The sequence below is a fragment of the Leyella stercorea DSM 18206 genome (assembly GCF_000235885.1).
Classification (GTDB): Bacteria; Bacteroidota; Bacteroidia; order Bacteroidales; family Bacteroidaceae; genus Prevotella; species Prevotella stercorea.
Map to the genome: position 1 here is coordinate 44,351 of NZ_JH379465.1, position 23,366 is coordinate 67,716.

At 52.7% G+C, this 23,366-nt stretch carries 15 protein-coding genes; 8 read left to right on the forward strand and 7 right to left on the reverse strand.

Features of this window, described 5'->3' with window-relative positions; genetic code table 11:
• Positions 1-66 precede the first annotated feature (66 nt).
• Positions 67-1,074: a class II fructose-bisphosphate aldolase gene (locus HMPREF0673_RS11535; RefSeq protein ID WP_007902629.1), complete on the reverse strand. Its 1,008-nt coding sequence runs from the start codon at positions 1,072-1,074 to the stop codon at positions 67-69.
• 364 nt (positions 1,075-1,438) lie between these two features.
• Between HMPREF0673_RS11535 and HMPREF0673_RS11540 the strand changes: the two genes are divergently transcribed.
• Positions 1,439-4,648: a SusC/RagA family TonB-linked outer membrane protein gene (locus HMPREF0673_RS11540; protein WP_007902633.1), complete on the forward strand. Its 3,210-nt coding sequence runs from the start codon at positions 1,439-1,441 to the stop codon at positions 4,646-4,648.
• 21 nt (positions 4,649-4,669) lie between these two features.
• Positions 4,670-6,322: a RagB/SusD family nutrient uptake outer membrane protein gene (locus tag HMPREF0673_RS11545; protein WP_007902640.1), complete on the forward strand. Its 1,653-nt coding sequence runs from the start codon at positions 4,670-4,672 to the stop codon at positions 6,320-6,322.
• A 124-nt stretch (positions 6,323-6,446) separates the two neighbouring features.
• Here HMPREF0673_RS11545 and HMPREF0673_RS11550 read toward each other — a convergent pair whose 3' ends face one another.
• Positions 6,447-7,895 carry a PA14 domain-containing protein gene (locus tag HMPREF0673_RS11550; RefSeq protein ID WP_007902645.1) on the reverse strand — a complete coding sequence of 483 codons (1,449 nt, stop codon included), beginning with the start codon at positions 7,893-7,895 and terminating at the stop codon, positions 6,447-6,449.
• Positions 7,896-8,099: 204 nt separating this feature from the next.
• Between HMPREF0673_RS11550 and HMPREF0673_RS11555 the strand changes: the two genes are divergently transcribed.
• The 4 genes from HMPREF0673_RS11555 (at position 8,100) to HMPREF0673_RS13530 (ending at position 13,323) form a co-directional block, all read left to right on the forward strand.
• Entirely contained in the window at positions 8,100-9,245 is a 1,146-nt protein-coding gene (locus HMPREF0673_RS11555) for an alkaline phosphatase (protein ID WP_007902648.1), read from the forward strand.
• Positions 9,246-9,257: 12 nt separating this feature from the next.
• The gene (locus HMPREF0673_RS11560) at positions 9,258-10,865 is read left to right on the forward strand and encodes an MGH1-like glycoside hydrolase domain-containing protein (protein ID WP_007902652.1); all 1,608 of its coding nucleotides are present in this window, start codon (positions 9,258-9,260) and stop codon (positions 10,863-10,865) included.
• A gap of 172 nt (positions 10,866-11,037) precedes the next feature.
• On the forward strand, positions 11,038-11,928 hold the full coding sequence (locus HMPREF0673_RS11565) for a metallophosphoesterase family protein (protein ID WP_007902654.1): 891 nt from the start codon (positions 11,038-11,040) through the stop codon (positions 11,926-11,928).
• A 162-nt stretch (positions 11,929-12,090) separates the two neighbouring features.
• Complete coding sequence (locus tag HMPREF0673_RS13530) at positions 12,091-13,323, forward strand: glycosyltransferase (protein ID WP_007902657.1); 1,233 nt, start codon at positions 12,091-12,093, stop codon at positions 13,321-13,323.
• Positions 13,324-13,337: 14 nt separating this feature from the next.
• Here HMPREF0673_RS13530 and HMPREF0673_RS11575 read toward each other — a convergent pair whose 3' ends face one another.
• From HMPREF0673_RS11575 to porZ, 5 genes are read right to left on the reverse strand one after another with little or no spacing between them, the layout of a single operon-like run.
• Positions 13,338-14,330 (reverse strand): acyltransferase family protein, encoded by a 993-nt coding sequence (locus tag HMPREF0673_RS11575; RefSeq protein ID WP_040596934.1) that lies wholly within the window; start codon positions 14,328-14,330, stop codon positions 13,338-13,340.
• Positions 14,331-14,339: 9 nt separating this feature from the next.
• Complete coding sequence (locus HMPREF0673_RS13535) at positions 14,340-15,428, reverse strand: glycosyltransferase family 4 protein (RefSeq protein WP_007902660.1); 1,089 nt, start codon at positions 15,426-15,428, stop codon at positions 14,340-14,342.
• Between the two features lie 4 nt (positions 15,429-15,432).
• Positions 15,433-16,341, reverse strand: a complete 909-nt coding sequence (locus tag HMPREF0673_RS11585) for a glycosyltransferase family 2 protein (RefSeq protein ID WP_007902664.1) — start codon at positions 16,339-16,341, stop codon at positions 15,433-15,435.
• 35 nt (positions 16,342-16,376) lie between these two features.
• On the reverse strand, positions 16,377-17,087 hold the full coding sequence (locus HMPREF0673_RS11590; RefSeq protein WP_040596943.1) for a glycosyltransferase family 2 protein: 711 nt from the start codon (positions 17,085-17,087) through the stop codon (positions 16,377-16,379).
• A 12-nt stretch (positions 17,088-17,099) separates the two neighbouring features.
• On the reverse strand, positions 17,100-19,181 hold the full coding sequence (porZ, locus tag HMPREF0673_RS11595) for a type IX secretion system anionic LPS delivery protein PorZ (protein ID WP_007902670.1): 2,082 nt from the start codon (positions 19,179-19,181) through the stop codon (positions 17,100-17,102).
• A gap of 127 nt (positions 19,182-19,308) precedes the next feature.
• Here porZ and HMPREF0673_RS11600 point away from each other — a divergent pair, with 127 nt between their 5' ends.
• Positions 19,309-21,597 carry a GH92 family glycosyl hydrolase gene (locus HMPREF0673_RS11600; protein ID WP_007902671.1) on the forward strand — a complete coding sequence of 763 codons (2,289 nt, stop codon included), beginning with the start codon at positions 19,309-19,311 and terminating at the stop codon, positions 21,595-21,597.
• A gap of 322 nt (positions 21,598-21,919) precedes the next feature.
• The gene (locus HMPREF0673_RS11605) at positions 21,920-23,251 is read left to right on the forward strand and encodes a hypothetical protein (protein WP_040596936.1); all 1,332 of its coding nucleotides are present in this window, start codon (positions 21,920-21,922) and stop codon (positions 23,249-23,251) included.
• The last annotated feature ends 115 nt before the right edge of the window (positions 23,252-23,366 follow it).

A 23,366-nucleotide genomic window follows, 5' to 3' on the forward strand; every position in this document is an offset into this window, starting at 1 on the left:
CGCCCGAAACGAATGAACGTTTCGGGCGCGCCGTGTTTATTTAGCTTTTAATACTAAGCTGCTTGATTAGCACTGAGCGAGCTTGCCGTCAGAACCGAGCACCTCAGTGATCTTGTGCTTGTACATCTGCTCCATGAGGTCGCGTGCAGGACCGCAGTACTTACGCGGGTCGAACTCACCTGGTTTGTCGTGGAATACCTTACGAACAGCAGCGGTGAATGCGAGACGAGAGTCAGAGTCGATGTTGATCTTGCAAACTGCAGAAGCAGAAGCCTTGCGGAGCTGCTCCTCAGGAATACCAACAGCGTCAGGCAACTTGCCACCGTACTCGTTGATCATGTCAACATACTCCTGTGGTACAGAAGAAGAACCGTGGAGAACGATTGGGAAACCAGGAAGCTTCACCATAATCTCGTCGAGGATGTCGAATGCCAATGGAGGAGGAACGAGCTTGCCAGTCTTCGGGTCGCGTGTGCACTGCTCCGGTGTGAACTTGTAAGCACCGTGAGAAGTACCGATAGAGATAGCGAGTGAGTCAACGCCTGTACGAGTTGTGAAGTCGATAACCTCCTCAGGCTTTGTATAGTGGCATACTTCAGAAGATACCTCATCCTCTACACCTGCCAATACACCGAGCTCGCCCTCTACAGTTACGTCGAACTGATGAGCGTAATCTACAACCTTCTTTGTAAGAGCGATGTTCTCCTCGTAAGGAAGTGAAGAACCGTCGATCATTACAGAAGAGAAGCCGAGGTCGATACAGCTCTTGCAAAGCTCGAAGCTGTCACCGTGGTCGAGGTGGAGAACGATCTCAGGATGCTCGCAGCCGAGCTCCTTAGCGTACTCTACAGCGCCCTCTGCCATGTAACGGAGAAGAGTCTCGTTAGCGTAAGCACGTGCACCCTTAGATACCTGGAGGATAACCGGTGACTTCAGCTCTGAAGAAGCCTTGATGATAGCCTGGAGCTGCTCGAGGTTGTTGAAGTTGAATGCAGGGATAGCGTAACCACCCTTGATGGCTCTTGCGAACATATCACGTGTGTTCACCAAGCCCAATTCTTTGTAGTTTACCATAATTGTTTATTGTTTTATGTATAAAAACGTTTGTTTCGTTGTCGGTCTGCCACATTATATAATAATGTATAGCTTTTTCCATTTGCAAAGTTAGCATTTTAATATGTAACGGCAAAAGTTATGCACGTTTTTTTTGCCTCGTATTGTCTTGCATCAATGCAAAAAGATGTTGCTAATCAGTCGGATTCGCTCTGTTTTTCAGTTGTTTTGATACGTAATCTTTAAAATAGCGTTTCATTATTTAAATCTTTGAAACATTTATTTGCTTGATTTTAATATTTTCCCTACATTTGCAATGAATATAAACTATTACATTTACAGCGAATAATAATCTACTGCATATATTAATTAAAACTTATTGAACATGGGAAAAGGTTTTTCTAAACAAAATTGGATGTGGGGTATCTTCGGAGTAGCCGCATGTTCCATGTTGTCGTTTTCCTCCTCGGCTTATGCAGGCACTGCTTTTGCCAATGCCACTGAGGTTCAGCAGCCGTTGCGCGGTAGCATTTCCGTACATGGTGTTGTGAAGGATCAGAACGGAGAGCCGATCATCGGAGCCTCGGTAAAACTGGTGGGCTATAAGGCTGCCACAGTAACAGATATAGATGGTAATTTTGCGCTTCAGGTGATGCCTGGAGGCACGCTTGAGATATCGTATGTAGGCTATACAACCAAGAACGTAAAGGTAGGAGCGAACAATCGCGACATCGCTGTTGTTCTCGAGGAGGACAGCAAGATGCTCAACGAAGTGGTGGCTATCGGCTACGGTACCGCTACCAAGAAGAAAGACCTCTCGGCAGCCGTTGGCGTTGTGAGCAATGTCGACGAGCTTGCAGTGCGTCCCGTCACCTCTACCGAGGGCATGTTGCAGGGTCAGCTGGCAGGCGTTACTGTGGCTGCCGATGGTGGCGACCCTACAGCCGCTCCTAACATCGTAATCCGTGGTCAAGGTTCGCAGAACGGCGACAACGTGCTGTGGGTTGTCGACGGAGTGCCGGGTGCACCGATTGCTTCGCTCAACGACATTGAGTCGATCGTAGTGTTGAAGGATGCCGCTTCGGCTGCTATCTACGGTGCGCAGTCGGGAGCAGGCGGCGTAGTGCTCGTTACCACCAAGAAGGCAAAGAAGGGTGCTACATCTGTGTCTTACGATGGTATGGTGGGTGTGCGTAACGCCACTAACCTGCCCAAACCGCTCAACGCTCAGCAAGAGATTGAGATGCGTAAGCGCTCGTTCGCAAACGCCGGACTCCCATTGCCCGACGGCTGGAACGTTGAGAAGAATCCTTGGATTGCAACAACCCGTACCAACTGGATGGACGAGGTGTTCCGCACCGCCTTCTACCAGCGCCACAATGTAGCCATTAGCACCGGTACCGACACCTTCACCAACCGCCTCTCGTTCGCTTACGACAACGACGAGGGCATCATGCGCTACACGTTCAACAAGAACCTCGCGCTGCACTATACGGGCAAGTATCAGATTAACAAGTGGGTGTCTATCAGCGAAGACTTCGTGTGGAAGAACACTGAGAGTCGCACTACCGCTACAAACGAGGGCTACACCGGACCGATTCTCTCGGCTATCTACATGCCGGCAAGTGCCACCGTTTACAGTCCGTTTACAAAGAGCGGCTTCGGCGGAACAACAACCGAGGATCCAAAGTACATCGCTACATATGGCAACAACTTCGCCGATGCCCATGGCGATGCTGTTAACCCAATCAACACCCTTTCATCGAAGAATATCTTCGACCGCACCAACGATGCCTGGTCAACCACATCGTTAGAGATAGCTAACGTAGTGCCGGGCTTGAAGTTCGTGAGCCGCTTCACATACAACCTGCAGTCGAACTTCTACAAAGGCTTCTCGCCACGTCGCGACGAAGTAGGTAAGCCCGACGGTAGCAACTCGCTCACCGAGAGCACCTACCGCACCGACCAGTGGAAGACGGAGAACACCCTTACATACGACAATACCTTCGGCAAGCACACCGTGGGCGCACTCTTCTCTACCACAGCCGACCACTTCAACGTGCGTGGTTTCGAGCTGAACGGCAAGACCTTCGCCGACGAGTCAGATTATCTGCAGTATATCGCTTACGCAGGTTCGGTGTCGGGCAAGGACTACCTCACAGGTCCTGATGCCAACGTGTCGCTCATCGGTCGTCTGGCTTACTCTTTCGACGACCGCTACTTCCTCACCGCTTCTTGGCGCCGCGACTACGCCGGTCGTCTGCCTAAGAGCAAGAACCACGGCGACTTCCCTGCAGTGACAGCCGGTTGGAAGATCTCTAACGAGGCGTTCTTCCCGAAGACCGACGTTGTGTCGCTCCTGAAGCTCCGCGCTTCTTGGGGTAGAGTAGGCAACCTCGGCTCTATCGGCTACAACTACCGCTCGGCAGTGCTCTCTAAGGACTCATGGCAGGAGCAGGCACAGTATGGCGTTGAGAAGAACCTGCTGTGGGACACATTCATCTACAACTCTATCGCTCTCAACAACAAGCTTACTTGGGAGACATCAGAACAGTTCGACCTCGGTATCGACCTCAATATGTTCAACGACCGCTTGGCTATGCAGTTCGACTGGTTCGAGAAGCGCACCTTCGACCTCATCCAGACCCAGTCGATGAACTGGCCAAGTTCTATCGGTCTCGACCCGATGCTCATCAATCAGGGCGAGGTACGCAACCGTGGTATAGAGCTTTCGCTCAACTGGAACGACCGCATCAACAAGGATTGGTCGTACTACGTTAGTGGCAACTTCGCTTGGCTCAAGAACTGGGTTAGCAATATCGGCGTGCGCGATGCCAACGGTAAGCCCGGCGTATGGACTGGCGACGGTTCGTTCCGCAATCTGCCTTACTGCTATCAGGATGCAGAGGGTCAGCCTCTCGGTTCGTTCTATCTCATAAAGAACGGTGGCATCTTCCAGAGCGACGCTGAAGCTGCAGCTTATGTAGACAAGGACGGCAATCGTATTCAGCCCAACGCAAAGGCAGGCGACTTGAAGTTCATCGACTACAACAACGACGGCAAGATTACCGATGCCGACCGCCAATATTGTGGTTCAGCCACACCGAAGTACACTTTCTCGTTCTCTGCCGGCTTCACATGGAAAGACCTCACCTTCTCTGCAATGCTTCAGGGCGTGGCAGGTGCCAAGGCTATGAACGTAGCCAAGTTTATGACACTTTCTGACGTGGAGGGCAACTTCAACCGCGACTCGCGCATCCTCGACGCATGGAGTGAGACAAACCGCGATTCGGACATTCCGCGCCTCTCAAAGAACGATCCGAACGGCAACTTCTCTACACCTTCCGACTGGTATCTTGAGAACGCCTCTTACCTCCGCTTGAAGAACGTGACCGTGAGCTACGACCTCACCAACCTACTTCGCAAGAGTGCACACCTCAACTCGCGCAACAGTCGTCTGAGTGTTTACGTAAGTGGCGAGAACCTCTGCACCATCACTAACTACACTGGCATCGACCCAGAGTGTGGCGGATGGGACGCAATGAAGTATCCGGTGGCTCGCACATTCTCATTCGGTGTGAAACTTACTTACTAATACAACTAAAAAGCAATATCTATGAAAGCAAAATATATATTGGCAGCCGTTTTCTCTGCGGCACTGTTGAGCTCGTGTAGCGACTTCCTCGACGTACAGAAGGAGGGCGATCCGACGACGACGCAATATTTTACTAATGACAACCAGGCGATAGATGCTATCGATGCTCTCTATAGACCGATTCATCAGGAGGGCCTCTTCGGTCGCGAAATCTATTGGGAGCAAGGTGGTGCGTGCGACATCGTTTGGGGTCGTACGCGCAGCTACAACACCCTCGCCACGCTCCAGTATACAGGTGACGAGTCGCCTCTTAAAGGTACATACGAGCGTTTGACAGGTGTTATCTCTCGCGCCAACTGGGTTGTGGAGCAGTTGCTGAATAAGGAGCAGAAAACCGCTCTTACCGCTGTCGAGAAGCGCTCGCTTGGCGAGGCGTTCTTCATGCGTGCCTTCAGCCACTTCTATGTTGCTTACCGCTATGGTAACGACAAACAGGGCGTACCGTTTGTACGTTATGAAGACTTCGCTGGCGGCTACGACAACTCTATTCCGAAGCAGCAGGCTACTGTAATGGACAACTACAAGATGATTATCGAAGACCTCGACAATGCCATCAAGTATCTGCCTAATTTCAAGGAGTACGACATCGACAACCGCGGACGTGCTCACAAGGCAGCCGCTGTTGCTTACAAGGCTAAGGTGTATGCTTACTGGGCTGCTTTCGACAAGTCGCAGTGGTCGAACGTCATCTCTATGGTCAACTCGTTGGAACAGGACTACGGCCGCGATCTCGCACCGGAGTTCGCCGATGTCTTTTCTTCCGACTTCTCCAACTATTGGACCAAGGAGTACCTCTTCGGTATTGCAGGCACTGGTGGCGACACACCTGGCGGCTCTGAGTTCCCTGGCGTAATCCTTGAGAACAAGGGTTGGGGCATCTACAACGGTTGGGGTCAGATTAAACCCTCTTATGACATTTTCGAGGAGATGCTGAAGGACGGTGTCGGCAACGCCCGCATCACACGTTCGGTGCTCGAATACGGACAGGAGTTCCAGTTCTTCGGTGAGACACGCAAGTTCTACTCAACCTCAGACGTTGAGTCGGGCTTCATGATCAACAAGTACATGGATCCGTTCAAACACGAGAATGCAACGAAGGAATATGTAAGCTCTAACGGCGACTGGCCTACAGCGCGTGTGAATATGCCGCTCATCCGCTTTGCCGAGATGCTTCTGTTCCGTGCCGAGGCAAACCTCGCGCTCGGTCATGCCGACCTCGCTGCAAAGGATATCAACCGCGTGCGCAACCGTTCGCACCTCACTCCGCTTTCGGGCAACGCCACATGGACCGACCTCTACCACGAGCGCCGTTGCGAGCTCGCCTTCGAGTACAGCGACCACCTCTACGACCTCAAGCGTTGGTTCCACTCTGGCGATGCAGAAATCAAGGCACTTGCTCAGAAGGAGCTGAACGCTCACCCACGTGCACGCCACTATGCCGAGCGTAGCGACTGGAGTAGCACCTTCGTCGTTGGTCCCTACGCCGACTATCTGAACGAAGTTGACCCTGCTGTTAAGCCCGTTGCATACGATGACCATCTCATGGTGTTCCCGTATCCGTCAACGGAGGTTACGAAGTCGGGTGGCTTGCTTCGCCAGAACGATGGCTATTAAAGACTCATTGACCGACGGTTTCAAACACTCGTTAGCCATCGGCTACTAATATTTATTAAACAAAAAAAACTCCGCACAGCAGAATGTTTCGCTGTGCGGAGTTTTTTGCGTGATAACTTTACCTTTATTTAGCGTAAAGCATATCGTCAGGCAGTATGCGGCTACTGTTGTAGCGATCCGTAATCTTTATTTTAAGGCTCTGTCCCATGTAATCCTCGAAGTAGAGTACGCGCATCTCATGAAAACCCTCGTCGAGTGCTACCTTTCCAGCCACGAACTCCTGACTGTGCGAGCCGTCGTTGTCTATAATCTCCTTGCCATCGATGAACAGTCGTGAGCCGTCGTCGGAAGCGATGTCGAAATAATAGACACCCTTCTTCGGAATCTTTATGTACGAGCGGAAGTCGTAGCCAAAGTGGTCCTCGCTTCGAGCCTCGGTAATGATGAAGTTGTTCAGCACGCCCTCCTTCATCTTTTTACCATTGTTGAAGATGTCGGCAGTCTTCTTGAACTTACCTTCGTAGTAGGTGTAGTTCACGCCGTGCTTCTTCGGCTTCACGTTCACGGCAGGCAGGTACGGTCCCTCTTCGTCAATCGAGGTGATACCCGACGGATAATAGAAGGCGAATTCCTTGCCCTGCGGCGTAGTCACCCACGAGTCGAAACGTCTCTCGCCCTCGTACATCTCGATGACGCGACCACCGCGCACCAGTCCGCCGTAAGCATCCGTACCCGTAACACGTCCGTAGGCGAGGCAGATACCCTTCTCCAGTCCTATGAACTCGTTGTCGTGGTCGTGACCGACGAACACGCCCATCACGTCCTTACACTCGGCGAACGAAGCGAACATGCCACTATTGATGTCAGCCGAACATACCTCGCCCTCGTCGCATCTGCCCCAGGTGCCTTTGCGGTTCATCAGATTTTTGTATTCGGGCAGCGCGATGTGGAAGAACGCCAACGCAGGTAGCGGTTTGCCGCCGTTCATCGCCGTGTAGTGTTTGCTCTGGTCGCGGTACCAGGCAATCTGCTCGAAGTGAATCCAGTCGTAGTGTCCCAGTTCGTCGGTCTCCGGATAGTTGTTCGAGTCGATGCAGTAGAGCAGCGACTTCACCTTGTCCTTCTCCTTGGAGTCATACACCGGAATGACGTACTGACCGTGCCCCGGTATGCCTTTCGGTCCGTGCGAACCTACGAAGTAAGCCGACTTCAGCAGTATGTTGAATATCTCCTGCTTGCTCATAAACTGCGGTTCGGCATCATGATTGCCCAGCGTTACTGCGAACGGCATCTTCGCCTCTTCGAATATCTTTATGACAGCCTCCCAGCCCTTCTTGGCAGGATTGGCTGTGACGATATCGCCCGTCAGTATAGCGATATCGGGCTTCTCCTGGTTGAGTACAGACAGGATGGTGTTGCGTGTAGTGTCGCATCCGGGCGATGTAGGGTCCCAGTGGATGTCGGTGAACTGCACCACCTTGAACTTGCCGTCCTTGAAGTGAAACTGGTGTTGAGCGAATGTCGTTCCCACAATAAGCAAGAAGAGCAATGAGAGTAATAGATTTTTATTCATTCCCTTTTTATGTTTTAACGAATTAATTCTGAATGTCGACCAAAGTAAATCTTCAGTACACTGCAAAAATATAGAAAAAAACGCAATTATGTCTCGCAATGTTAAGAAAACTTTCCTGTTCACAAAAATAATTCTTACCTTTGTCTACGACCTGACACAGTCGTGTTTGTATAGCAATCAATGAGCAATCTATAATAGAACAATATGAAAATAAAGAAAGCATTAGTCATAGCAGCCCTCGCCCTCTGCGTGCAGAGTGCCAGCGCACAATACAACATGCCCACCCAGACCTTCACATACGACAAGCCATACGCCGTTGAGAAGATCGCGACACCGAAGGGCAAGAAGGTGAAGAATGTGATATTGATGATTGGCGACGGTATGAGCCTCATGCACGTCTACACCGCATGGACAGCCAACCGCGGCAAGTTGTGGCTTGAGAACGCCACCGCCACAGGTCTGTCGAAGACGTGGGCAGCCAACAAGCTCGTCACCGACTCCGGCTCGGGTGGCACATCGCTCGCTACGGGCGTAAAGACCAACTACCATGCCGTAGGTGTAGACACAGAAGGCAAACCAGTGCCCTCGCTCGTAGATGTGGCGAAGGAGCTCGGCAAGGATGCGGGCATCGCCGTCACATGCCGACTTTGGGACGCTACGCCATGCGACTTCTGCTGCCATAACGTCGACCGCGACAAGGAGGAAGAGCTCGTCGGCGACTATCCTACAAGTGGTGTCGACTTCGTGTTCGGTGGTGGAGCGGAGAAGTTCACCAACCGCAAGGACGGACGCAACGTCTTCAGCGAGCTTATGCAGAAAGGCTATCACGTTTCGCGTTCGCTCGACGACTTCTTCGCTTACGATAAGAACAGCCGTGTCTTCGCCGTGCCTTACGACAAGGACACTCCGCTGCCCGACGAGCGCGGCGACCTACTTGCGCGTGCGTCTATGAAGGGCATCGAACTGATGAACCGCAACAAGAAGGGCTTCTTCATGATGATCGAAGGCTCGCAGCTCGACGACTACGGCCACTTCAACCAGCTCGATATGCTGATGAAGGAGACACTCGACTTCGACCAGACCGTGGGTAAGGTGATGAAGTGGGCGGCAGAGGACGGCGAGACACTCGTCGTTGTTACAGCCGACCACGAGACTGGCGGACTCACGCTCGTCAACGGCAACAAGAACGAAGGACGCGTAGAGTGCTGCTTCTCTACACGCGACCACTCCGGCGCTATGGTTCCGGTCTACGCGTTCGGTCCGGGCGCAGAACACTTCACCGGAATCTACGAAAACACCGACGTGTTCAAGCGTATCAAGCAGTTGCTCACATACGGAGTAATCAAGTAATATAAAAATAAGATGAAGAAAGCGATATTAACCCTTACAGCCTCGCTCTTTGCGGTGCTTGCGCCGGCTCAGAACCTCATCTCTTCTGGCTCGCCGCTCTACAAGCTGCCTTACAAGAACACGTATGTAATGCAGACACTCGTGGCGGAGAACACGTTCCGCACGGCAAAGGTAGAGAAACCGAAGCCCGGCACTTTCGAACAGGCACGCAAGGTGTTGCCCTCGCCCTATTGGGAGGGACACCCGAAGGAGATAGAGATGTACTGGAAGGCGTGGCAGATAGGTCTGAAGAACGTCTGTCAGCCGCTCGACGACTCGGGTTTCGTCACCTCATACATCTCGCCCGCCTACAACGGCAACATCTTCATGTGGGACGACGCGTTCATCACGATGTTCTGCCGCTACGGCGACCGCTTTTTCCCGTTCCAGAAGACGCTCGACAACTTCTACGCCAAGCAACATCCCGACGGATTTATCTGTCGCGAGATACGCGCCGACGGCTCCGACTGCTTCGGTCGCTACGACCCCACATCTACCGGTCCGAACCTGTTGCCGTGGTCGGAGTGGCTCTACTACACGCAGTTCGGCGACGACAACCGTCTGAACAAGGTGTTCCCCGTGCTTGCCGCCTACTACAAGTGGCTCAAACTCAACCGCACCTGGCGCAACGGTACCTACTGGAGCAGCGGATGGGGCACGGGCATGGACAATATGCCACGTGTGCCCGAAGGCTACAACACTATCTATAGCAACGGTCACATGATATGGCTCGACGCCTGCCTGCAGCAGATAATGGTGGCGAACATACTGCTGAAGATGGGCTTCTATCTTGAACGCTGGCAGGAGATAGAGGAGTTTGAGGACGACATAAAGAATCTCTCGGCGTACATCAACAAAAACATGTGGAGCGAACGCGACGGCTTCCTCTACGACCAGTATGCCAACGACTCGCTCTCTGCGACGCAGGGCATCTATGCTTATTGGGCTTTGCATACCGATGTGCTGCCCAAGCAGCGCCTCGACCGCCTCGTGGAGCACCTCGACGACACCTGCAAGTTCAACCGCCCGCACCGTGTGGCGTCGCTTGCTGCCGACAACCAGAAGTATAAGGCTAACGGACGCTACTGGGAAGGTGGCGTATGGCCCGGAACCAACTATATGGTTGTGTCCGGACTTGTGGAGAAGGGCTATCGCCGACTGGCTCACGACATCGTGATGAACCATTACAACAATGTGCTGAAGGTGTACCGCAAGACGGGCACGTTCTGGGAGTATTACGCTCCGGAGGATGCTGCGCCGGGCTTCATGGCTCGCAAGGACTTTGTCGGCTGGACCGGTCTGCCGCCAATCGCTGACCTTATCGAGTACATCTTCGGCATACGTGCCGACATACAAGACTCGCACGTTACGCTCGACGTGCAGCTGCTCGATGCTTACGGCATCGACCGCTATCCGCTCGGTGCCGACGGCAATATCTCGTTCAAGGTGGCTAAGCGCAACTCTGTCAACGAGAAACCAAAAGTAACTATTAACACCAATATCCCATTCAAGCTGACGCTCATCTGGGGCGATGGCGAGAGTGTGGAGAAGGAAATCAAGGTTGGGCAGAACGCAATTTAGTTGCGTTCTGCTGTTGAGGTGTTGAGATGGTGAGATATGTAATGTTGATGTGTTGAGATGTTGACATTACTCCGCACAACTCACCACCTCAACAAATCTCACCACCTCAACAAATCTCACCACATCACCATCTCACCATAACAACATCTTATCACCACCTCAACATCTCACTATGCTTACAAAAATGATATTCGCCACTCTGCTGCTCTTCGCGCTCTCAGCCCTCAACGGCTATGCGTCTGAGAAAAAGCGAGAGGCAAACTGCACCGTTGTCATTGCAGCCGACCTGCATTTCGACCTGCCACCCGAGACCGACCAGTTTCACCATGTGCTCGCCATCAATGCGCTCGGCGACCAGCGTCGCATCGACGGAGTGATACTCGCCGGCGACCTCTTTGACAAGTCGCATCCGAAGATACTCGACCTATACCGGCAGCGTTGGGAGCGTGGACCAGGCTACCGACAGATCCACTACGACACTTATCCCACGTTCGGCAACCACGACATCTCGCCCGAAAGCGGCAGACCGGAGCAGAACCGCATTGGCATGGAGTTCAACCTCCATTACCTCGACTCTACGCTGCTCGACATGAAGCAGGCTGGACGCATCTTGAACATACACCGCTCGTCGCGTTCCTACTCGTTCGACATCGGCGGCGTTCACTTCGTGTGCGCACAACTCGCTGCCGGCGACACCACCTACTGCGAGAGCAACATGCAGTGGATTGCCGACGACCTGAAGAAGTACGCTTCCGACGGTAAGCCCGTGGTCTACGTGCAGCACTACGGCTTCGACGCGTGGGCATTGGAGTGGTGGACGGAGGAGCAGCGCACGCAGCTCTTCGACATCCTCGAACACTATAACCTCGCAGCCTTCTTCGTCGGTCACACCCACACCAAGTCGGTTCAGCACTATCGTGGCTACGACATCCATCAGGTGAATAACGCCTGGCGCGACGATGACGGCAACGCTTCGTTCGACGTGCTGCAGATAAAGGGCAAGCGTGTCACGGTGGAGACCTACGAGGTGCTCGACGGTAACGGCAACTTCAAGCGGTTGTGAGATATTGAGGTGTTGAGGTGTTGAGATGTTGAGGTGTTGAGATATGTAATGTTGATGTGTTGATGTGTTGAGATGTTGACATTACCCACATATATCACCACATATATCACCACATCACCACATCACCATCTCACCACCTCACCATCATAAAAAAGACGATATATGAAGATACTATTGATAGGCGAGGCGAGCTTTCTTCACAATACACTGAAGAAAGGACTCCTCGAGCGTGGACACCGCGTGCTCACTATGTCCGACGGCAACGGATGGCACGATGCTCCGCGCGACATTGACCTGCGCCGTAACCTGCGTTGGGGCAAGTTCGGAGGCTTGTGGGTGGTGTGGCAGTTGCTGCGCCATCTACCGCAACTGTGCGGCAACGACGTGGTGCAGATACACAACTATCAGTTCGTGCCACTCATGTATCGCTGGAACACGCTGCTGCTGCGTTTCCTCAAGCTCACCAATCGCTGCGTAGTGAAAGGCTGCTTCGGCGACGACCCGCAGATATTCCGTCGCCAGGCGCAGGGCGTACCTGCCTATTCCGACACCTTTTGGAGTGGGCAACTGCAGAACACCGACCAGCATCGCGACCGCATCGCTGAAGTTGTTGAGCACGGTGCTGAGGCTTCGTGGCGTAAGACGACAGCCATGGCTGATGCCCTCGTGCCCTGTCTCTACGAGTATTGGCTCGACTACAACGAACCGCCTTATGCTGCCAAACTCCATTACATACCGCTGCCGATGGAGTGTGAAAAGATGGTGAGATGGTGTGATGGTGAGATGGTGAAATGGTGTAATGGTGAGATGGTGAGATGGTGTAATGGTGAGATGGTGAGATGTGTTGGTAATGTCACCACCTCACCATCTCACCCCAACAACTCTCAACTTGCACCCTCTCATCCCCTCACCATCCTCATCGGTCTTCAGCCCAAGCGCGACTTCATGAAAGGTGCAATGAAGATAGCCATGTTCGTGGAGGAGGTGGCGCGTCGCCATCCCGGCAAGGTGCAGATTAAATACGTAGAAGGAGTGCCTTACGACGAGTATATGCGTCTGCTTGCTGAGGCGGACGTGCTTGTTGACCAGCTCTACAGCTACACCCCGTCGATGAACTCGCTCGCGGCAATGGCACGCGGAACGGTTGTCATAGGCGGAGGCGAAGAAGAATACTATGAGTTTATTGGCGAGAATACGCTGCGCCCGATCATCAACGTGCGCCCCGATGTGTCCGACGAGGAGAACATCGCGACGATTGAGCGCGCCCTCTTCACCGACGGAACGCTCGAAAAAATGCGGTGCGAGAGCGTGGAGTTCGTGCACAAGTATCACGACTACCGCCACGTAGCAGAGCAGTACGAACAATTATATCGCTCACTGCTTGCCAAAGGCTAAATGGTCAACAATGCCTAACCCACTATCCATTGTCGGTTGCTACGTCTCCTGCCAGTGACAAAAGGTATGTAGCGGTAGATTGTCCATGTAAGGATTGTAGAGACAATAAGTACAATAGCAAATGCTACGAACACCCTTACATGGCTATTGTTGTAATAGAAACCGACATGCGCAGCTAATTTGCTGACAAGAAGCGGCACACCACCACACAGGAAGTAATAAACGAGTGAGTGCTTTCCTATCCATTCGAGCATTCTACATGATGGAAGATTACGGAATAGTCCGAACATAGCGAGGCAACCAATTACTACGTTTGCTGCGAATACTACGTAGTTGCTGATGTTGATGTGCCATATAGTCAATGTTATATCTGCCCGTACTACATAAATCTTTAAAAACACAAATGCCAATAGACACACCACTATCCACTTGATGTCGTTTCTTATGTTCGGCTCGTATTTATGATAAGCATAACCGATTAATAGAAATAGCATCGCCATCAGCGCATTGTCTATCTGCCAGAAACAATAGCTTGTGACAGTCGAGAGCCAAATAGATGCTATAAATGTAGTTGTGCACACCGCAAGCATCCATTTTATGTTTCCCCTTACTATTTTCAATGTGGAGATAAACAGTATTTCAGCGACAGCAAGTGCCGCCACAAACCACGAAGCCTGACCGGTCAATATATTTGTTGTTATACCTATAAGGTCTAACTCTCTGCCATTAGCTACGGCTTTTGGGATTGCCATTGCTGTTGTGAATATGAAATATGGTATGATCAGTGTTCGTAATATCGATTTCATCTTGTGTTTTACGCAAACTTCTCCGTTAGGTTTGTAGATGAAGTATCCTGATATGATGAAGAATAGGTACAACGCATCCGTTACATACAAGTCTGTGATTATTGCATTCTTACCAATATAATATGTCTCTGTATGATCATATAGTATTGCCACCATACAGAGTCCTCGTAGGTTGTCAAGCCAATGTATTCTGTTTTGCATTTCCGTTATTTACGCTTTTGAGATAAATTCCAACAACTCTATCCACTTGCTGAACACGTTGTTTTTGAAATACTGTTTGCCCACTTCGAACGCATTCTGTCCGTACTTCTTGCGCATATCCTCCGAACTCATCATTGTGCAGAGTGCCTCACTGAACGCCTTGCGGTCGCCCTGCTCCACGATGATGCCGTTGACGCCGTTCTGCACAATGTCAGCCGCACCGAACTTAAAGTTGAACACTACAGAAGGCAGACCGCACGCCTGCGCCTCGATGAGTGTCATCGGCTGACCCTCATAGCGCGACGACATGATGTGCAGACTGTATTCGGGGTAGACATCCATTATGTTGTTGGAGCGTCCGCAGAGCGTGATATAGTCGTTCAGACATAGCTGGTCTATTTGTTCTTGCAGCTTGTCGTGAAGCGACCCCACACCGTATATGTCCAGGTGCCAGTCGGGATGCTGTTCAGACACTCGTTTCCAGCAGTCGATGAGCATGTCGAATCCCTTCTGATTCTCCAGTCTGCCCACAGCTATCGCCTTCTTCCGACTGTAGTCTGCCACGCTGCGTTTCGGCTGCTCAATGAAGTTGGGTATGAGTTGCACGTTCCTGCCGTCTCCGAAAGCGTGCATGTCGCCCTTCGTGAGGCAGATAACGGCATCGGCGCTGCGCTTCGTGAGCCAGAACAACTGCTGGTACGGATTGAACGGACGCGCAAGATGCGACTCGTACACACGCTTTGCCTTCGTGCGACAGAACGGAAGAAGCAGTGCGCCGAGCGTTGTGGTGAAGAAGATGATATCGGGGTTGAGCTGCTTCACAGCCTTGTTGAGTCGGCTTGCAGCACGTGCGAGCGTCGCCAACCTACTTGCGAGTGTCGCAATGCGTCTGTGGCTTTTCGTGGCGAACGGCACGTCGAGTCTCACGAACCCTATGCTCTTGTCAAGACTATACAGCACGGGTCGCTCGTCCTTGTACACAGACACTATCGTCACATCGTGCCCGTACTTCGTTGAAAGCTCGTTGGCCTTCAGCGAGACAATGCGTTCTACACCGCCGTTCTCGGCGAAATCCTCAACAATATATACTATCTTCATAATCTTATCGGCTTAATGTTTTGAACAAACGGCACGTCATTCGCAGACCGATTGTGTCTACGAGCAGCGCCTTCAGCGAGTCTTTCCACGTGGCGTAACCCCATATGGCAATGCGTTGAGGCTTCAGAAGTATGGTTTCTGTGCGGCGGAATGTGTATAGCTGCGCCGTCAGCATGTCCATGTACAGACGGTGCCAGCGCCGTCTGCGCGTGTCGATACCCAGCTCTCTTACGAGTGTCAGCTGTGCTTCGAGCAGCGATGTCAGTCCGTTTGCCTTGTCCTTCGCCGCTATGCCCTCCGTATTGTAGTGGTAGATGTAACGTCCGTGGTTGACGGTAGCTATGCACGGGTGCTGCTTTATCAGTAGGATGTGTGTGAGCATATCCTCAAACTTCTTTCCAATCGGGAACCTTACGTTGTCGAACAGTTCGCGCTTGAATATCTTGTTGCAAACCCAGCAGTGCTCCGTACCCTTGTAGGCGAGCCAGTCGAGCGCATCGTCGAAGACATGTTCGCCAGGACAGAACAGCGTTTCGTCGGGCAAACCAGGCTTCTGCAGCATTGTGAATTCGATGATGTCGTATTCGGCATGTTTGGCGAGCGCATCGAGCAGCGGCGCATACGTATCAGCCGCCACCTCGTCGTCGCTGTCCACGAACGTTACGTATCTGCCCACGGCATGTTGCAGTCCGAAGTTGCGTGCGTCGGAGAGTCCGCCGTTCGGTTTGTGGAAGCTGCGTATGTTGGCGTGCTTTGCCGCGTATTCGTCAGCTATTCGTCCGCTTTCGTCGGTCGAACCGTCGTCGACGAGCAGCAGTTCGCAGTCGCTGATGCGCTGCGCAAGCACGCTGTCTACGCATCGGCGCAGCGAGTCTGCCACATTATATATAGGTATTATTATGCTCAGAGTCATGGATTACGTTTTTTCTGTTGCGTATTGAGATAAGGTTATCTTATTCCGGTTTTCAGTTTGACGATATTCTTAAGCGTGTGCCAGCGGAACGAAAGTTTCTGCCAAAGCGAGTAATTGCTTCCCTTGCCGTTGCACGATGTAGCCGCGTCGTGTCGGCGGAACAGCAGCAGTCGGTCGTCGATGAAGTGCAACGAACCGCAGAACGCTGCCACGTTGCCGATCCAGATGTCGTGCATCGGGATGTCGGTAGGGAAGGGCAGTGCCTTGCTCAGCACCTCACGCTTGAACGCCATGCAACAGCCCGTATAGCCATTGCGCCAGAGAAGATTCGAGAGCCGTCCGCGCCTTACGTGCATCAGTTGGAAGAGCGACTCGCTTGTTGTGTTCAGAAGGCTGTCCGTAACCCTCGCGTCGCTCACCACGCAGTCGCACATCTGCAGTTCCTCCACGCATCTTCTCACCTTGCCATCAAGCCATACGTCGTCCTGGTCTGCAAGAAAAATGTATTCGCCTTTGGCATTGCGCAGTGCCCACTCGAAGTTGAGCGTAGGCGAGTGGCGTTGCGGTCCGTCGACGATGCGTATTCGGTGGTCGTTAAAGCTGCGCACAATGTCTAAGGTTCCGTCCGTAGACCCGTCGTCGCTCACCACCACTTCGTCCTCGGCTGAGAGTTGCTTGAGTATCGATGCCAACTGCTCGCCGATGTATCTTGCGCCGTTGTATGTAGCGATGCAAATAGAAATCATATACATCGTGAGTTAGTTGATGATGGCTATCTTGCACACAGTACCTTTGCTGCCGTCTTCTGTAGCTGTCTCCACCATGTAGATGCCGCTCGCCACGCGCTTGCCCTTCAGGTCGCATCCGTTCCAGCGGTACGAACCGCCAGTGCTTCTGCCTTGGTTGACTAGAGTGCCGTTGGTTGTGACAATCTTCACGTCGGCGTTATAGCTCAGTCCGACGATGGTTATGTCGCCTGTGTAGTCGGGCGTGACGGGGTTGGGGTAGGCATATACGTTGTCCTTGGTCATCTTCTCGTTCGGGGTGGTGGCATCGCTTTGATAAGAGCACAGACCTTTGTCGGTGGCAAAATATACTGTGCTTGAGTTAGGGTCGACAAGTACGTAGTGTACTGTGTTCGACAGCAGTGGCGAGTTGTCGGTGGTGAAGTGCTCGACCTGCGTGTTGCAGTCGTCGCTGATGAGGAACACTCCGTTAGACGTTGCTATCCACTTGCGGTTGCCGCCGTCGACGGCGATGCATCGTGTCTCTACGTTAGAGAGCAGATAGTCGGCGAGGTTCGTTCCGTCGTTGCGCGGCACCTTGTGTTGTGTCACCCAACCGCCACCATTCTTCACGTCGTTCGGCGTCATATACAGCGGTCCCGCCGATGTCGACAGCCAAATATTTTTGTTCTTGTCCTCCGTTACATGAAACAGATAGTATGGCTTCAGCGTAGTGTTGTCCTCGTTTGTGAATGTTGGTCCGCCTGCGTCGTACAGCTTGTTGTTCTTGTAGTCGTAGGCAAAGAGTTTCGTCTCCTCCCAGTAGCTGTTCACGAACCACATGTAGCCGTATGTCGGACTCAGAAACAGCTCCTTCACATCCCAAGCATTGTCCTTCGTCAATCCGATGTTGTTCATCACGCTCCACTCGCCGTCCTTGCTGAGCATTTTCAGCGGATTTGTAATCTGACTGTTCAGCACCCACAGATTGCCCGTAGGGTCGTACTTCACGCCGGTTGCCATGACATAGTTCTTGCTCTTGTCGGCTGTAGCCGACTCGAGCGGACTATTGTCGCGGTTGTAGCACTTCACGAACTTGCCGTCCTGAAACTCGTACAGTCCGCTCTTGGCACCAACCATCACGTGTCCTTCTTTCAGTGGGTCGAAGTCCATGCACAGATAGTCGACGTTCTTATGTCCGAGTTGTGCTTCTGTAGGTTGCTCGAAGTGGCTCCATGTAGTGCCGTCCCATACATGCACGTCGCCAGGCAGATTGCCGTTTGTTTCCTGACTGAAAAGTCCACCCACGGCATATATCTTTCCGTTGTGATTGTAGAGTCGGTAGAAGTTGTTCGATGCCGGACCTTCGGGCAGTACACCTTCTGTTTTGTATGTGCGTTTGCCATCGGCATCTACGGTGTAATACGTCAGTTTGCCGTCGGCAGTCTTTGTCCACCAGAGGTTTGTCTGTTTGTCTTGTACGTTTGTGCGATTCTCGCGCAGCGTCGTAAATCCGTCTTCGCGCACCCAGCGGCTCTTGTCGAGCAGGTTGTCGGTGAGCTTGCAGCGCAGTCGTCCGCGCTCCTTCGACTCGGCATACAGATAGCCGTTCTTCACGTACGTGTAGCTCACGTCGGTGTCGAGCTGATAGGTGTCCATGATGGCACCGTCGCGCGTGTTCAACTTCACCACGCCGAATGCCGTAGCGAGGTAGGCGTATGGACCGTCGAAATCGATGTGGTTGATGGTCTTGTTGTCTGTCATCGACTTTCGGTAGAGGTCGGGCACGTTGATAACGTCGCCATTGGCAGACAGCAGATCGATGTTCGAGTTTGTGTAGACCACAACCAATCGCTTTGCAACTTTCGACCATCCGATGTGGCTCACCTCTACGTCTGACATTACGCCTGCTTTGTCGTACGTTTGCACATCTCCGTCCGTGATGTTGTAGGAGAATACTGCCCCCGAGGCGAGCACAAAACAAATGTTGCCGACAGGCTCAATCTCGGTTATGTTGCTGTAACTGGGATAGATTGTCCAGCGGTCTTTTGCGCTGTCAGCCCACGCCGTGAGCGTAGCCATTAGTAATATAGCGAGCGAAATTATTGCTTTCATGTGTTTAATTGTTTATAATAAACAACGTATGTGCGCGTTGTTTATTGTGTATTTCGGCTGAAATTGCTAACTTTGCAATGACGAAGTATATTATAGACATTATCTACAATAACTAAAACAAACAAATATGAGCAAGAGAAAACTATTCCCCGCCGTGCTCGCACTCGCTTCCGTGTGTGCAGGCACTGCCAAGACCTACGAGCCGGTTGACTACGTCAGCACGCTTGTCGGATCGGAGTCGAAGCACTCGCTTTCTACGGGTAATACCTATCCGGCTGTGGCTATGCCGTGGGGTATGAACTTCTGGACTCCGCAGACAGGAAAGATGGGCGACGGCTGGACATACACCTATTCTGCCGACAAGCTGCGCGGTTTCAAGCAGACCCACCAACCGAGTCCGTGGATTAACGACTACGGTCAGTTTGCCGTTATGCCGGAGGTAGGTGCGCCCGTGTTCGATGAGGAGAAGCGTGCGTCGTGGTTCTCGCACAAGGCAGAGGTAGCTACGCCTTATTACTATCGTGCCTACCTTGCCGACTACGATGTCGTCACCGAGATTGCGCCCACGGAGCGTGCTGCCATCATGCGCGTTACGTATCCCGAAGCTGAGCAGGCGAGCTTCGTCGTTGACGCTTACGACGATGGCTCATACGTTAAGGTACTGCCCGAGCAGAACATGGTTGTGGGCTATACGACAAAGAACAGTGGCGGCGTGCCCGAAAACTTCAAGAACTACTTCGTTCTGAAGTTCGACCGCCCGTTCGCATATACATCCGTAGTTGTGAATGGTGAGATAAAGAGTGGCGAGCTGGTGAGCCAGTGCAACCACGCCGGTGCCATCGTAGGCTTCAAGACAAAGCGCGGCGAGCAGCTCAACGTGCGCATCGCCTCGTCGTTCATCTCTGAGGAGCAGGCTGTGGAGAATCTCAAGGAGCTTGGCAACGACGGTTTCGACGCTGTGAAGGCTCTCGGACGCAAGACATGGAACGACGTGCTGGGCAAGATAGAGGTGAAATCGCAGGACATCGACCACCTCCGCACGTTCTATTCGTGCCTCTACCGCTCGGTGCTCTTTCCACGCTCGTTCTACGAGAAGAATGTGCAGGGCGAAATCGTACACTATTCGCCGTACAACGGCGAGGTGCTGCCCGGATATATGTTTACCGACACCGGTTTCTGGGATACCTTCCGCTGTCTCTTCCCGCTGCTCAACGTGATGTATCCGTCGATGAACGAGAAGATGCAGGCTGGCTTGGTGAACGCATACAAGGAGAGCGGCTTCCTGCCCGAGTGGGCTTCGCCGGGTCATCGCGGCTGCATGGTGGGCAACAATTCGGCGTCTATCGTGGCTGACGCTTACCTCTGCGGACTGAAGAACTACGATGCAGAGAAGCTCTGGGAGGCTGTGGTGCATGGCACAAAGGCTGTTCACCCAACTGTGTCGTCTACCGGCCGTCTCGGCTACGAATACTACAACAAGCTGGGCTACGTGCCTTACGACGTGAAGATAAACGAGAATGTGGCTCGCACACTCGAGTACGCTTACGACGACTGGTGTATATATCAGTTCGGCAAGCAGCTGGGCAAGTCGAAGAAGGAGCTTGAGCCGTTCCGCAAGCGTGCGTTCAACTACCGCAACGTGTTCGACAAGGAGACCAACCTCATGCGCGGTCGTCTGAAGAACGGCGAGTTCCAGAAGCCGTTCTCTCCGCTGAAGTGGGGTGACGCCTTCACCGAGGGCAACGCTTGGCACTACACATGGTCGGTGTTCCACGACCCGCAGGGACTTATCGACCTTATGGGTGGCAAGCAGGTGTTCAACCAGATGCTCGACTCGGTGTTCAACGTGCCGCCATTGTTCGACGACAGCTACTACGGCGCTGTTATCCACGAGATTCGCGAGATGCAGATTATGAATATGGGCAACTACGCTCACGGCAACCAACCCGTACAGCACATGATTTATCTCTATGGCTACTCGGGCGAGCCGTGGAAGACGCAGTACTGGATTCGCCAGACTATGGATCGCATGTACAACGCCAACCCCGACGGCTACTGCGGCGACGAGGACAACGGACAGACCTCTGCGTGGTATGTGTTCTCGGCAATGGGCTTCTACCCGGTTTGCCCAGGATCGGGCGAGTATGTGCTCGGCGCACCGCGCTTCGACGAGATGACGCTCCATCTGGAGAACGGCAAGAGCGTAAGCATCAAGGCACGCAACAACGAGGACGAGAACTGCTACGTGAAGACGCTGCAGCTCAACGGCGCTCCATACACCAAGAACTACGTTACGCGCACCGACCTTATGAACGGTGCACAGTTTGTCTACGATATGGCTTCGGAGCCTAACAAGCAGCGCGGCACGGCTGAGAGCGATGCTCCGTACTCGTTCTCGAAGACACAGAAAAAGTAATTTTTTCGCTTCAATTTACGGTTGTCTGTAGAAATGTATGGTTGCTGAAAAAATCTACCATATCTTCCAGAACCGCCGTAACCTTCATATTATAAACCATTTAAAGGCTGGTAGATTTCCTCGAAAACGGGAAATCTACCAGCCTTTCTTCCATCCATCCTCCAGCCGTTTTCCTGCTTTTTCGTAATTTTCAACTCTCAACTCTCAATTCTCTTTTTGTGCTTGCTCATTTCGCCATTTTTTAGTAATTTTGCACTCCGTTTGCCGCAGTTCCTGGCAGACAGCACCCGAAAAGATTAAAGGATAACATTGTAAAGCATATATGACAAGCAGTAAAAACACACACGCCTCGTCCGCTTGGACTGAGGTCGAATACTCGACTCGCTGCATGAACCCCTACATCAGCAGTCCGATCTACGTACCCGAAGAAACATCTTATTTTCTATGTCGCGCTGATGGCACACGCCAGCAGTGCCGCCTCTCGTTTGTGGTGTTCCGCGCCGACGGAGCCGATGCCGACGATTGGGAGGACGACCCGATGGTGGGCAGTCTCGACATCTGCGTGCTTGGCGACGGCGATGAGGAGGTGCAGCCGGTAGAGGCGGTGTATCTCGGCATCTCGCCCGACCGTTTCCTCTCTGTAGTGCGCGAGGACGACCAGGAGATTGTTTTCGACTTCACATGGCGACAGGGCACCATAGAAATCGACCGTGCGCAGGAGACCGACGAGGGCTTCGTTGTGCGTAAGGACGACTTCGGCGACGACGGCATCGTCTGCCGACTCACTCCGCGCAAGGGCAATCCGTTCACGCTGCGCCTGCAGATACCATACGTAGGCTTCTCGCTCCTCGATGCCGACGGCAACAAACTCTCGGGCGACCTTGAGATAGCGCACAGCGACATCAACAACTACTCGTACGCTTTCGTGGGCGACCACTCTAACGACCGCTTCCAGATAGCACTCGACGAGGGAAAGCTCAACTATATGTGCGTGCTCAACGACGACAACCGACTCTCGGTGCGCGATATGCGCAACCGCATGGCTCTCGTGAAGGAGATCGACCTGCAAGGCTCGCTCAGCGACCTGCTCATGGGTGCTCACTCTGTGCTCGTGAAGAACAAGATGATGCGTTGGCGCATCGCTCTCACAGGCGACGAGGTGGAGGGTGCCGATGCTGTGGAACTCACAGGTGTGGCTCTCGCACGCTTCGCCTTCGAGCAGTTCAGTGCCGAGGAGAGCGTAGACGAGGACATGCTTGCGCAGCGACTCATGCACATGGAGCAGCACCTCGGTTTCCAGTGGTACTGGCTTAGTGATGCCGACTGGAGCCACGAGAACCTCGACGGACTCATTGACATGGACGGTCTCGACGCCGACCCCGAGAAGATGATGCGCCAGGCGCTGCTCTTCAATCGCTACGAGGCTTTCATGCAGCGTCTCGCAGCCTTCTCCTACATCTCGCAGAAACCAATACAGGGCGACCAGCTCCAGGCGCGCAACAACAAACGCAAGATAGCACGCTGCGTGCGCCACATACTGGCTCACCGTGCAGGCGAAGCTAACATTTGGGAACTCGACGACGAGGCTCGCCGCGAGATAATCCACTTCCACAGCACGTTCCACCGCGAGTTTGCTGCTGCCTTGGAAGCATAGAATAGCAAGACTCTGCATTTGCTGATTTCGCGTAGCCACTGGCTCGCGCACCTTTATATCTGATTATGTTATTGCCACGCTGCGTGTCTTTTTTTAAATAAGGTTGACACCCTAA